Annotated in this window: 10 protein-coding genes; 4 read left to right on the plus strand and 6 right to left on the minus strand. The window is 74.2% G+C overall.

What is annotated here, in order from left to right:
• Positions 1–28 precede the first annotated feature (28 nt).
• Both DK412_RS24235 and DK412_RS24240 read left to right on the plus strand, forming a co-directional pair.
• Entirely contained in the window at positions 29–2164 is a 2136-nt protein-coding gene (locus tag DK412_RS24235) for an exopolysaccharide transport family protein (protein WP_109974054.1), read from the plus strand.
• 428 nt (positions 2165–2592) lie between these two features.
• Positions 2593–4581: a right-handed parallel beta-helix repeat-containing protein gene (locus DK412_RS24240; RefSeq protein WP_109974055.1), complete on the plus strand. Its 1989-nt coding sequence runs from the start codon at positions 2593–2595 to the stop codon at positions 4579–4581.
• Here the strand turns inward: DK412_RS24240 and DK412_RS24245 are convergent.
• The 3 genes from DK412_RS24245 to DK412_RS24255 all read right to left on the minus strand — a co-directional run bounded on the left by DK412_RS24245 (position 4511) and on the right by DK412_RS24255 (position 7943).
• Complete coding sequence (locus tag DK412_RS24245) at positions 4511–5341, minus strand: WecB/TagA/CpsF family glycosyltransferase (protein ID WP_109974056.1); 831 nt, start codon at positions 5339–5341, stop codon at positions 4511–4513. The two genes, DK412_RS24240 and DK412_RS24245, sit on opposite strands and share 71 nt — an antisense overlap.
• Positions 5342–5346: 5 nt before the next feature.
• Positions 5347–6549 (minus strand): glycosyltransferase, encoded by a 1203-nt coding sequence (locus DK412_RS24250; RefSeq protein WP_245447227.1) that lies wholly within the window; start codon positions 6547–6549, stop codon positions 5347–5349.
• A 413-nt stretch (positions 6550–6962) separates the two neighbouring features.
• Complete coding sequence (locus DK412_RS24255) at positions 6963–7943, minus strand: Gfo/Idh/MocA family oxidoreductase (RefSeq protein ID WP_109974057.1); 981 nt, start codon at positions 7941–7943, stop codon at positions 6963–6965.
• A gap of 223 nt (positions 7944–8166) precedes the next feature.
• Here DK412_RS24255 and DK412_RS24260 point away from each other — a divergent pair, with 223 nt between their 5' ends.
• Positions 8167–8430: a hypothetical protein gene (locus DK412_RS24260; RefSeq protein ID WP_109974058.1), complete on the plus strand. Its 264-nt coding sequence runs from the start codon at positions 8167–8169 to the stop codon at positions 8428–8430.
• 113 nt (positions 8431–8543) lie between these two features.
• Here the strand turns inward: DK412_RS24260 and DK412_RS24265 are convergent, their stop codons facing one another.
• Together DK412_RS24265 and DK412_RS24270 are read right to left on the minus strand one after the other, a co-directional pair.
• Complete coding sequence (locus DK412_RS24265; RefSeq protein ID WP_109974059.1) at positions 8544–8987, minus strand: DMT family transporter; 444 nt, start codon at positions 8985–8987, stop codon at positions 8544–8546.
• Between the two features lie 106 nt (positions 8988–9093).
• Complete coding sequence (locus DK412_RS24270; RefSeq protein WP_109974060.1) at positions 9094–10968, minus strand: tetratricopeptide repeat protein; 1875 nt, start codon at positions 10966–10968, stop codon at positions 9094–9096.
• A 712-nt stretch (positions 10969–11680) separates the two neighbouring features.
• Between DK412_RS24270 and DK412_RS24275 the strand changes: the two genes are divergently transcribed.
• Positions 11681–12565 (plus strand): alpha/beta hydrolase, encoded by an 885-nt coding sequence (locus tag DK412_RS24275; protein WP_109974061.1) that lies wholly within the window; start codon positions 11681–11683, stop codon positions 12563–12565.
• Positions 12566–12569: 4 nt separating this feature from the next.
• On the opposite strand, the gene DK412_RS24280 is transcribed toward DK412_RS24275, so the two are convergent.
• Entirely contained in the window at positions 12570–13133 is a 564-nt protein-coding gene (locus tag DK412_RS24280) for a hypothetical protein (protein WP_109974062.1), read from the minus strand.
• Positions 13134–13140 lie beyond the last annotated feature (7 nt).

The following is a 13140-nucleotide window of genomic DNA, read 5'->3' on the forward strand; positions in this document are numbered from 1 at the left end:
AGATCCTTCGGGGAGCCTTGGGCGTATCATGACCATGGTCGAGAATGTCCGGACCGGGCTGCTCGTCGGCGCGGCCCCGCGGGGGGAGGAGGGGCGGGAGCCCTGGTTCCTCGACCCGCGGGAGATCCTGCGCACCGTGCGCCTGCGCTGGCTCACGGTGCTGCTGCCGGTCGCGCTGTGCCTCGCGCTGGCTGCCGCCTGGACGCACCTGAACCCGCCGCAATACGCCGCCTCGACACAGATCCTGATCGATCCGCGCGGGCTGCAGGTGGTCAAGGACGGGCTGACCCCGCCGGACCAGGCGAGCGACGCCAGCCTCCTCCTCGTCGACAGCCAGCTCCGGGTGCTCACCTCCGACGACGTGCTCGGCCGCGCCGTCGACCGGTTCGACCTCGTCCGCGACCCCGAGTTCCAGGGCCGCGAGACCCTGCTCGGCGCGATCAAGGGCCTGATCGCGCGGTTCACCGGCCGGACCGAGCCGCCGGCCGAGCCCCGGCTGACGGCGCTGCGAATCCTGCGCGACCGGGTCGGCGCCCGGCGCCTGGAGCGCAGCTTCGTGCTGGAGCTCGGCGTCACCTCCGAGGACCGCGAGAAGGCGGCGCGGCTCGCCCGCGGCATCGCCGAGACCTATCTGGCCCGCGACGCGGCGACCCGCTCCGACACCACCCGCCGGGCCGGCGAAGCGATCGAGGGGCGGCTCGCCGAGCTGCGCGAGGCCCTGCGCCAGGCCGAGGACAAGGCTCAAGGATTCCGGACGAAGCGCGGCCTCGTCGGCACCCGCACGCAGCTGGTGAGCGAGCAGCAGCTGACCCAGCTCAGCGAGCAGCTCGGCGCCGCCCGGGCCAGGGCCCTTGAGGCCGGCGCCCGCCTGCGCCAGGTCGAGGCCGTGCTCGCCGGCGGGCGCTCCGAGGCGGTCAACGAGATCGTCCAGAACCCGACCATCTCGGCCCTGCGCGGGCAGCTCGCCGGCGTCGAACGCCTGCGCGCCGACGCCGAGGAGACCTTGGGGAAACGCCATCCGAGCTACATGGCGGCCGTGGTGCAGGAGAAGGCCCTGCGCGCGGCGATCGAGGCCGAGATCCGCCGCATCGCCGCGGCGAGCCGCAACGACTTCGAGGCCGCCCAGGCGAGCGCCCGGGTCCTCGCCACGACCCTGGAGCGGCGCAAGGCCGAGGCCTCGAAGGTCGGCGACGACTTCGTGCAGCTGCGCGAGCTGGAGCGCCAGGTCGAGGCGAGCCGGGCGGTCTACGAGGCCTTCCTGGTCCGGGCCCGGGAGCTGCAGGAGCAGCAGCGCCTCGACACCTCGGCCTCGCGGATCATCTCGCCGGCCTCGCCGCCGGAGAAGCGCATCGGCCCGCCGACGCCGGTGGTGTTCGTCGCCGCCCTCGTCGCCGGGCTCGGCCTCGGCCTCGTCGGCAGCCTCGGGCTCGAGCTGCTGGCCGGCCGCGTCCGCTCGCGCCGGCGCCTCGAGGGCCATCTCGGCCGCACCGGCCTCGACGCCCTGCCGCGGGCGCCCCGCGCGGCCGCCAGGCCCGCCGCCCTGCGGGCCGATTTCGGCAGCGCCGATTTCAATAGCACTTGCGGCGACGGCCCCTACGAGGTGGCGCTGGCGCGCCTGCGCCACCGCCTCGCCGCCGCCGAGCCGGGCGCGAAGCCCCTCGTCGTCCTCGTCACCGCGGGCGACGACCGGGCCGGCAAGTCGCTGCTCGCCCGCTCCCTCGCCCTCTCGGCGCTGGCCGACCGCGAGCGGGTGGTCCTGGTCGATGCCGATCCGAAGGGGCTGCTCACCCGCGACCTCGGCGCCGCGGCGCCCCGGGACCTCGCCGGCCTGTTGCGCGCCCGCGCCCCCCTGGGCGACGCCCTCGTGACCCTGCCCTCGGGCCTCCGGGTGCTGCCGCGCCCGTCCGACCTGCCGCGGGACCTCGCCGGGCCCCTCGCCGAGGCGCTCCTGCGCAGCGACGCCGACCTCGTCGTCGTCGATCTCGGCCTCGTCGGCGGCGACGTGGTGACCGAGCGCCTGATCGCCGAGGAGCGCATCCCGGTCCTGCTCCTCGCCGTCAGCGCCCGCCGCGGCCGCCTCGCCGCGGTCGACCGGGCGCTCAAGGCGATCGGGGCGAACCGCCGGCCGCGGGTGGTCGTGACGGATGCGGGCCTGCGGGAATAGGGGGGGGGCGGTCCGGGGAAAGCGAAGGGCGCGGAACTTCCCCTCTCCCCGCGGGCGGGGAGAGGGCTGCGTCCCCGTTCAGGGGATGCAGCAAGCGGAGGCGCAGCCGGAGCGAGGGTGAGGGGGTCTTTCCGGATGAGACTCCTCCAGCACCACCCCCTCACCCTCGCGGCGAACCTACGGTTCGCTGCTCCCTGAGCCCCTTTGGAGCTCAGGCCTCTCCCCGTAACGAAGTCGGGCTTGCCCGACTTCGTCCCTCGCTTGCAGATCCCGGGCAAGCCCGGGATCTGTCGGGGAGAGGGGAACCCCGCACTACCGTTGTGACCATTATTTCCCCAGACCAGTCCCGCCGCGAGGGGACGGGGCGCTTCCTCCCGGGCTTCGAGGCAAGATAGGACCGAACCCGACCGGCCGCGAGAGACCCCACCATGCGGACCCTGCTCCTCCTCGCAGCCCTCTTCCTCGCCGTGTCACCGGCCGTCGCGACCCCGGTCGAGATCCCGGTCGCGGCCGAGGGCACCCGGCCCCGGCCCGGCGGTACCGCCACCCTCGTCGAGGCTTTGGCCGAGGCGCGCCGCCAGCGCGCCCGCGACCCCCGCGCGGCGATCGCGATCGCGCTGGCGCCCGGCACGCACCGCCTCGCCGGCCCGGTACGGCTCCGAGCGCAGGATGGCGGCAGCGCCGGGGCCCCGCTGGTGATCCGCGGTCCCGCCGACGGATCGGCGCGCCTCGTCGGCTCGGTGCGTCTCGCGCCGGTCCCGCTCGATCCGGCCTTGGCCGCCCGCCTGCCGGCGGCAGCGCGAGGCAAGGTGCGGGCCTACGCCCTGCCTCCCGCCCTGCGGCAGGCGCCGCGGATCCAGGCGCCGATCGTCCTCAACGGTCCGCCCTCGCCCCCGGCCTTCGAGGTCTTCGACGACGCGGGCGCGATGCATCCGGCGCGCTGGCCGGCGGAGGGATACGCCAAAGCCGAGGACGGCGATGGATCGGCCTTCACCCTGGCGGACCTGCCGCCGAACGCCCTGCGGGACGAGCCCGACCTGTGGGCCGAGGGGTACTGGCGCTGGGGCTGGCTGTTCGAGGCGCTGCCGGTGGTGCGGACGGCGCGGCAGGGGAACGGCACCCGCCTCACCCTCGACCGCACGCCCTACGAGGGCATCCGCGCCGGCGCGCCGATCCGCCTCGTCCACCTGCTGGCCGGCCTCGACCGGCCAGGCACCTGGTGGCGCGACCGCCGGAGCGGGACCCTGCTCGCCTGGCCGCGGGGCGGCGAGGCGGTCGAGGTGTCGGTCGCCGAGACGCTGCTCGCGATCGAGGGCGCGTCGCACCTGCGGATCGAGTCCCTGCGCCTCGCCATGGCCCGCGGCGACCTCGTCGGCGTGCGCGGCGGGCGCGACGTGACGATCGCCGACAGCGTGCTCTCCCTCGCCGGCGGGCGCGGGGCGGTGTTCACGGGCGCGGCCGAGAGCGGGATCCTGCGCTGCAACCTCGCCGGGACCGGCGCCGAGGCGGTAATCCTGACGGGGGGCGACCGCCGCACGCTCACCCCCGGCGGCCTGTTCCTGCGCGACAGCCGCCTCACGGCCTATGCCCGCCGCGAGCCGACGCAGCACCCGGCGGTCGCCCTCGACGGCGTTGGGGCCGAGGTCGCCGGCAACGTCATCCACGACTCGCCGGCCTACGCGGTCCACATCCGCGGCAACGATCACCGCGTGACGGGCAACGAGATCGCGAATTTGCTCGCCGGGGCGACCGACACCGGCGCGATCTATTCCGGACGCGACTGGACCGCCCGGGGCAGCGTGATCGCCGGCAACTTCCTGCACGACATCCGGGGCGGCCCCGACACCGAGGTGAAGGGCGTCTACCTCGACGACATGGCGAGCGGCTTCACCGTCACCGGCAACCTGTTCCTGCGGGTCGACCAGCCGGTCTTCCTCGGCGGCGGGCGCGACAATACTGTCGAGGGCAACGTCTTCGTCGCGTCGAGCCCGGCGGTCCACGTCGATTCCCGCGGGCAGACCTGGGCCAGGGACGCGGTGAGCAACCCGCAATCGGAATTGCGGGCGGCCTACGCGGCGATGCCGGTGGAATCGCCCGTCTGGCGGGCCCGCTATCCCCGGCTCCCCGGCCTGCTCTACGACCGCCCGGCGGTCGCGACCGGCAACGTCATCGCCGGCAACCTCCTGGCCTTGAGCGACCCGCCCCGCTTCACCGACGGCGGCCAGGCCGCCGAGCAGGACGTCGCCCGCAATCGCGGTCCGGCGAAGGCCCGCGTCGATCTGGAGACCCTGGCGCGGACCTCGAGCGACCCGGCGGATTTCGCCGGGCTCGCCGAGGGGACGGGCGTCAGGCTGCCGACGATCCCGTCCGCCCGGATGCGCCGGTCGTCGACGGCCGGGGCACCTTTCGGGCATTGAGGAAATCCCGCGCCGCGATCAGGAGGAAGCGCGGGATCGTGTCGAGATAGCGCCGCCACAGGCGCCGCGGCTCGCGGGCGAGGCGGTAGGCCCATTCGAGCCCGGCGACCTGGAGCCTACGCGGCGCCCGTGGGATGCGCCCCGTCGCGACGTCGAAGGCGGCGCCGACTCCCATGGCGATCGTGCCCGGCAGGTGCGGGGCGTGGGCCGCCATGAACAATTCCTGCTTGGGCGTGCCGAGGCCGACCCAGACGATCTGCGCGCCGGAGGCGCGGATGCGTGCGCGCATCGCCTCTGTCTCTGCGGCGTCGAGCGGGCGGAAGGGCGGCGTCTCGACGCCGGCGACCTGCAGGCCGGGCACCCGGGCGCGCATCGTCGTGGCGAGCAGGTCCGCGACGCCCTTGTCTCCGCCGAGGAAGTAGTGGCGCCAGCCCTGATCCGCGCCGGCCCGGCACAGGGCCTCGACCGCTTCGATCCCCGGCACCTGCCGCACCGGGTCGAGGCCGCGCCAGCGGCCGATCCAGCTCAAGGGGCGGCCGTCGGCGACGACCAGCAGGGCGTCGTGGTGGGCGGCGCGCAAGGCGGCGTCCTTCTGTGCCCGCACCACGCCGTGGGCGTCGCGGAACACCACGAAGGTGCCGGGCTGCGCCGGCCCTTCGGCCAACCTGCGCCGGACCGCCTCGGCGAGCCCCGCCATGTCGGTGGCCGAGACCGGAACGCCGCCGATCGTGAACGAAGGGACGAGGGGATCGTGTGCCACGGTGGTCAGGTTCCCGTTCTGGCGAGGGGTGCGTCCGCCGCTCGCGCGGCGACGGCGTCCCGGTAGATGTCGAGGAGGGCGCGGGTGGTGACGTCCTCGCGCCACTCGCGCTCGTAGACGGCGCGGGCCTCCCGCCCCATGGCGGCGGCCCCCGCGGGGTCGCCCGCGATGCGCGAGAGGGCGCGCGCGAGGTCGGCGGCGTCGCCCGGCTCGGCGAGGAGCCCCGTCGCGCCCTCGGCGATCAGGCCCGCCAGCGCCCCGATGCGAGAGGCGACGACCGGGGTGCCGGTCGCGAAGGCCTCCGCCACCACCATCGGCAGGCCCTCGTACCAGAGCGACGGCACGACGACCGCGGCGGCCCGCGCCATCGCGGCCTGGACCGCGTCCGGCGGAAGGGCGCCCCTCAGATCGAGACCCGGATGCCCGGCGAGCGCCCCCGCGAGCGGTCCCTCGCCGATCACCGTGACCCGCACGTTCGCCCGGGCGGCGGCCTCGGCGAGGACGTGAACGCCCTTCTCGGGGCTGAGCCGGCCGACGAAGAGCAGGCCCTGGCGCGGGCCCTCCGCGGGCGGTCCCGGATCGGGCAGCCCGTTCGGGCGGATGCGGATCTTCTCCTCCGGCAAGCCCGCCGCGGCGAAGCGCCCGCGGGCGAAGGGGGTGAGCGCCACGAACCGGTCGACGTCCCGCCGCCAGGTCCCGGCCCGGCGGTGGTGGTCGATCATCCGGGCGACCGCGAGCGTGCCGGTCCGCGAGCCGCGGTAGCAGGCGAACCGCACCGCCTGATAAGGCGAGCCGGTGACGCAGAGCTCGCACGGCACGCCGTCGCGCATCAGGAAGGCGTTGGCGCAGATCAGGCGGTAATTGTGCAGAGTCTGCACCGTGGCGCAGCCGGCCGCCCGCGCCGCGGCGTGGATGCCCGGCGAGAGGAGCGGGAAGAAGTTGTGGACGTGGACCACGTCCGGCGCGAAGCGGCGCAGGGCCGCCATCACCCGGGCGATGCCCTCGGGCGCGTGCGTCGCGGCGATCGCCGCCCGCAGCCGGGCGGGACCGGAGGCGATCGCCTCGTTGTCGAGGAAGACCGCCTCGACCGCGCAGCCCGCCCGTTCGAGGGCCGCGAGATCGCGGGCCACCGCCGCATCCTCGCCGCCGCGGACCTGGTAGCGGTTATGGGCGAGGAGGACCCGCAGGGGCCTGTTGCCGGCGCTCATCGCCGGCGCCCGCGCGGGCCGTGACGTCCGTGTCGTCCCGTCCTGATCTCCATCTCTCCCGACCCGCTCCTCCGCACCGTCCGGGCACCCCGCCCTTCGCATCGGCGAAGAGATTCGGAGCGACGCACCCGGATGTTCGGGGAGATAACGCGTTATGCGGAAGATGTTCGATTGCGGGTGACTACCGATCGCGCAGGGTCAAGGCATTTCGACGCCAGTCATGACGGCGGTCCCGGAACGAGATGGAAAATTGTCCTGGAATTCACCAGAAATAGATTAGTGAATGGGATTGCGCTGCGATCACAACGACCTACCCGCCCTCGCGCATGGCCGGGCGGGCTCCAGGCCCGGGAGGGACCGCCGGGACCATCCGGACGGATGGGCCGCCGGGGTGTGACGCGATGTCCGGCCCCTCAGCGGCCGGCGAGGATGGCCTCGACCACCTCCTGCACCTCCAGCGCCTCCGCCAGGGTAGCGAGGGCGTGGGGCTCGCCGCGGGTCATCCGCACCACGCCCTCGAGCTGGCGTCGCAGGGCGATCGGGCGGGCGCGCTCGTTCGGGATCGCGTCGGGGGCGGGCGCGAAGCCGCCGTCCGGTCCCTGGCGCTCGGCGACCGCCCAGTCGCGCAGGCGGATTGTGCCGGCCTCGCCCTCCAGCGTCCAGGTGTTGTGGTCGTCGAGCGCCGTCTCGCCGACCCGGCCGCGCAAAACCACCGGCACGGCACCGGCCCGGAACGTGGCATCGACCGCCCGCTCCGACCGGCCGGCTTCCGGGAACCGGGCCTGCGCCCGCAGCCCGTCCAGGGGCCCGAGCAGGCGGCGGCTGAGGAACAGGAAGTGCGAGACCACCTCGCGGGTGAAGCCGCCCTCCTGCGGCGCGTCGAGCCAGCCCGCGGCGTCGGCCTGCCATCCCCGCGGCCAGCGCGCGAAGGCGACCTCGATCGTGAGGCGCCGCGGCGTGCCGACCGCGCCCTCGGCGATCCACTGCGCCAGGGTGGCGACCCCGAGGGAGGAGGCGAACGGGAAGTTCACCGCCCCGCGGGGGCCGGCCGCCGCCACGAAGGCGCGCGCCTCGGCGAGGTCGACGGCCAGCGGCTTCTCGCAGAACACGCTCCGGCCCTGGGCCAGCGCCGCCCGGGCGTGGCCGAGATGCGAGGCGGGCGGGGAGGCGATGTAGACGCAGGCGCTCGCCGCTACGACCGCGGCGGCGTCCGGCACCACGGGCAGGGAGGGAAAGCGCGCGGCGATGCGCGCCCGCGCCGCCGGGTCCGGATCCCACAGGGCCGCGACGCGGACCGGGGCCGGGTCCTGCCCCGCTATGGCGTCGAGCATGCGCTCGCCCATGATGCCGGCGCCGATGATGCCGAGGGCGAGGGGTTGGTCGGGCTGAGGCATCGGGGATCCCTGGAGAACGGAAGGCGCCCGTCATAAGGCCGAACAGGCGCCGGGGGAACGCAGGTCGATCGCGACGGGTGGGGAGCGGTCACGGCGCGGACAACCTCCCGGATCTTGCCGGGATCGATCGCCTTGCGTTGACCACGCGCCCCTGTCGGCATGCCGCTCGCACCCTCCTCCCGTACGCGGGGAAGAGTGTCCCGCTCCGGGAGAGATCGTTCACATGTGGCACAGTGCCGTCGGTTTCCTCGCCGTCGCGATCGCGGTCGCGCTGATCGTCCGCCATTTCGGCGCGCCGCGCGCCGTGATCTACGGCTTCGTCGTCACCGGGCTCGGCGCGTCCGCGGCGACGGTGCTGCTCGCCGACATCAACACCGTCGACCCGGGCTCGAGCCGCGCGCCGGCCTTCACCGCGCAGACGCCCCCGGTGCCGGGCCGCGACGCGCGCGACCTGCGCCGCGCCGACGAGTCGCGCGGCTGGCGCTGAGAACCTGCTTCGTTGGCTCTACCAGAGCCAGTACCCTCCGGGTCGTTCGGGGCCGCGCAGCGGAGCCCGGAATGACCCGGTAGGTATGGACGCCGATCAAACGGCGCTCAGATTCAGTTCAGCGCGATCAGCGCGACTCCGGCGATCATCAGCCCGCAGCCGAGGATGCGCCCGGACCCGGCCGGGTGCTGGGCGAAGCCGACCCAGCCGAAATGGTCGAGCAGCACCGAGGTGACGAGGCCGGCGGTGACCGTGAAGCCCGCGAAGGTGGCGGCCCCGAGCCGCCCGGCGAAGACCGTCATCGCCAGCACGTAGGCGCCGCCCATCGCGCCGCCGAGCCAGGCCCACCACGGGGCCTGGGCGAGCCGTCCCGCCCCGGGCCAGCCGAGCCCGACGAACGGCGCGGCGGCGAGATAGACCACCGCATTGGCGACCGAGACCGTGAGGGCGACCAGCACCGGCTGGCCGAGCGCCTTGTTGAGCGTCGCGTTCGCCCCCGCCTGGACGGTGTTGAGGGCGCCGGCGAGGATGGCGATCAGGGCGATGAGGGCTGGCATGGTTGACGGGGCTCCGTGGGAACCTCGTCAACACATCCGGGCTGCGCCAAGTCTCACACTGGGCGATCCTCTCACACTGGGCGATTCTCACGTCGGGCGATCCCCGTCACCGCTCCGGCAGGCCGGCGCGCCGCAGGCCGTCGTAGATCCCCTCGCGCTGGGCGAGGAAGGTCGGGTCGGTGGAGGTCAGGCTGCGGTAGCGGGCGATGGTGTAGCCGGGCCGGAGCTCCAGGAACCGGGCGAGCGCCGCCCGCGCCTCCGCGTCCCGGCCGAGCCGCGCGAAGGCGCAGGCGAGGTAGAGGTGCGGGAAGTCGAAGAGCGGGTTCACCGCCGCGGCGCGCCGCAAGGCTGCGATCGCCGCCTCGTCCCGGCCGAGATGGAGCTTCGCCAGCCCGTCCCGCGCCAGCCAGGCGCCGAGCAGCGGATCCTTCGGGCTGAGGCGGATCGCGGCCGCGATGTCGGCCTCCGTTTCCTCCGCCCGGCCGAGGAAGATGTGGATCAGGCCCCGGTAGGCGTGCGCCCGGGCGAAGCTCGGGTTGAGGGCGAGCACCCGGTCGAAGGCGGCGAGCGCCTCGTCGTAGCGGGCCCGGGCGCGCAGGGTCTCGCCGCGCAGGTAATGCGCGAAGGGATGGGTCGGATCGCCCTGGAGCACGGAGGTGACGGCCTGCTCGGCGGTGTCGAGGTCGGCTTGCCGCTCGCTCGTCCAACCGTTCAGCACCCCGTCGACCAGCACCTCGGCGAGGCCGAGCCGCGCGTGGACGTTGCCCGGGTCGTGGGCGAGCGCGCGCTCGAACAGCGGCTGGGCGCCGGCGTGGTTCTCCCGGGCGAAGGGCCGGTTGAGCAGGGCCTGGCCGCGCATGACGAGGTCGACCGCGTCCGCCGGGTGGCCGGCGCGCGCTTGCGTCTCGGCCTCCAGCAGGCGGATGCCGAGCGCCCGCCCGACCTGCGCGACGAGGGTGTCCTGCGCGGCGGCGAGGTCGGCGCGGGCCCCGTCGTAGCGGTCGGCCCACAGGGTGGCGCCGGTCTCGACGTCGGTGAGCTGCACGGCGAAGCGGACCTGCTCGGCGCTCTGGCGCAGGCTGCCCTGCACCACGTAGCGCACGCCGAGCTCCCGGCCGACGGCACGCGGCTCGACCGGGCGCCCCCGGTAGGACTGGGCCGTGCCGTGGGCGATGACGAAGGTGCCGGGCGCGCGGGCGAGGTCGGCGGAGAGGTCCTCGGCGAGCTGCTCGGCGAGGTAGTCCTGCTCCGCGTCGCCGCTCTGGTTGGCGAGCGGCAGGACGACGAGCGACAGCCGCGGCCGCGCCGGCTGCGCGTCCTCCACGCGCTCGACGGCCGAATGCGGCCAGGCGAGGGCGAGGCCTGCGAGAACCATGGCGGTGACGGCGCCGAGCGCTCCCCGAACGGCCCGGGCCATCCGGGGCGCGCGCGCCTCCGGCGACGGCACGGCGTAGACCCGGACCGGCCGGGCGATGTTCTTGAGCCGCTGCATGCCGAGATCGACGAAGCGCAGGCCGGGCATGTCGCGCACCTGCCGGTAGGCGGCGTCCGACAGCCGCAGCGCGCCGGGCTCGGCCGCCGCCTGGAGCCGCGCCGCGATGTTGACGCCGTCGCCGAACAGGTCGCCCTCGTGCACCATCACGTCGCCGAGATGGATGCCGATGCGCAGGCGGAACCGCCCGGCATCGCCCTCGGCCTCGGCCAGCGTCCGCTGGATCGCCGCCGCGCAGGCGACCGCATCCGTCACGGAGGCGAATTCGGCGAGCACGCTGTCCCCGGCAGTGTTGGCGATCCGGCCGCTTCGGGCCGAGATCAGGCGGTCGACGATCCGCCGGGTGGCCTGGAGCGCCCGCATGGCACCGGCCTCATCGGCATGCATCGCCTTGGAATAGCCGGCGATGTCGGCCGCGAAGATCGCGGCGGACCGGCGTTCCGGAACCGGCCACTCCATCGCGGCGGACCGTTGTGTGCGCTCGTTCATGACGATCCGTCCGCGCCGGGCGTGCCGGGCGACCGCTCCGCTCGGCCGGACGATATCCGGGACGACGACAGGCAAGACGACTCGCCTCGCGAGAAAATATCAATCATTCCGACGATCATCGAAAACGACCTCCATCTTCTTCCCCGAATCGGACTTCCCCGAATCGGTCTTGCGCGAATCGATCTTGCCCGAACATCCCGGTGATTCCGGGCTCCGGGCCGTCTCGGACAGCATCGGCGATGCGGTTTTGATCGGCCTCTGCATCGATCCCGGACCTGTTTCAGGTCTCGTGCGAGGCATCAGCTTGACTGTGCCGGTATCATGGCCGGAATTCGGGAATATTGCGTCCCGGTAACATTGCGCGGGCTGGCGCGATGGAGAGGCGGATCTCCGCGTCGCGCGCCGGAGCCTCGACGGGCGGGGGTGGACGGTGCCCGGATGTCCGTCCCGCGCAGAAAATGCGCGTCCGGTTTCGAGTTGCCGGCCAGTCTTTGCGGGCAACCGGCCGAACGCTTCCCGATATCCTGCTTGCCTCAAGAGCCTGTCTGCTTGGCTGCGCATGTCGACCCGGGACTAGGTCGGCATCTCTCCGTGTCATCCCGGGGCCGCGACAGCGGAACCCGGGATGACACGGAGGGTTGCAAGTCGCTCCTCCAACTCGAACAAGCTCTGGGAAGGCGACAGGGCCGCCCACGATCAGGAGCCGCGCACGATGCGAGCCGATCCCTTCCTCACCGGTTTCACCCTCCACGACATCGACGCCGCGGGCCTGCGCATCCGGGCCTCGGTCGGCGGCAAGGGGCCGCCGGTCCTGCTCCTCCACGGCCACCCGCAGACCCATGCGACCTGGCACGCGGTCGCGCCGTGCCTCGCCGCGCGCTTTCGCGTCGTGGCGATGGACCTGCGCGGCTACGGCGATTCGGACAAGCCGCCCGGGGGCGCGGATCACGGGGCCTACGCCAAGCGCGCCATGGCGGCGGATGCGGTGGCGGTGATGCGGGCGCTCGGGCACGAGCGCTTCGCGGTGGTCGGCCACGACCGGGGCGGGCGCGTCGCCCATCGGCTCGCCCTCGACCACCGCCAAGCCGTCTCGCACCTCGCGGTGTTCGACATCGCGCCCACCGCCACGATGTATGCGCGGACCGACAAGGCCTTCGCGACCGCGTATTTCTGGTGGTTCTTCCTGATCCAGCCGGCGCCGCTGCCGGAGCGGCTGATCGGCGCCGACCCGGAATACTTCCTGCGCACCCATCTCGAGGGCCAGTCGAAGACCCCGGGCTGCCCGCGCCCGGACCTCGTCGCCGAGTACCTCCGGGTCTATCGCGATCCGGCGACCCGTCACGCGATCTGCGAGGATTACCGCGCCGCCGCGACGATCGACCTCGCCCACGACGCCGCCGATGCCGAGGCGCGGGTGGAGGCGCCGCTTCTCGCCCTGTGGGGCGCGAAGGGAACCGTGGGGCGGACCTACGACGTGCTGGAGACCTGGCGCGAGAAGGCGCGCGACGTGCGCGGCCGCGCGCTCGATTGCGGCCACACCCTGCAGGAGGAGCGCCCGGAGGAGGTGAGCGCGGCGCTCCTCGCCTTCCTCGGCTGAGGGCTCAGGCCTTCGGCTCGCCGTCCTCGGGCGGCGGGGCGTCGGGGGAGGGCGCCTCGGGATCGGCCGGGGGCGCCGGCGGGACGTGATCCTTGCGCCACTGGGCGAACAGGCTCTGGAGCACCGCGACGGTGTCGCGCACCGCCTTGGCCTCGTCGTCGACCGAGACGCCCTCGGAGACGGAGTTGCGCGTGGTCAGCACGGCGCGCTCCTCGATCTCGGTCAGGCGCTCGAGGAAATCGGGGCGCGCCGCCAGGAGGTCGAGGGCGTCGCCCATGGCCGTGGCGAGCGTGGTGGCGAGCAGCCCCGCGGTCGCGACGTCGCCGACCGAGGCCTCGTAGGGCTCCGGCACCTCGTCGTCCTCGTCCTCCTCGGCGGCGGCCTGCAGGCCCTCGACCAGGGCCTCGACCAGCTCGACCGCGGTGTCCTCCGGCACGGCGAGCCGCAGCGCGACCTCGATGTCCTCGCCGCTGAAGCCGGCGGTGCCGAGGGTCACCTGCAGGATGCCCGGCCGGCGCAGGCTGAGCGCCATCAGGGTGTTGGCGTAGATGGTGGGCGCGTCCGGCATGACCTCG

It is taken from the genome of Methylobacterium sp. 17Sr1-1 (assembly GCF_003173775.1).
Classification (GTDB): domain Bacteria; phylum Pseudomonadota; class Alphaproteobacteria; order Rhizobiales; family Beijerinckiaceae; genus Methylobacterium.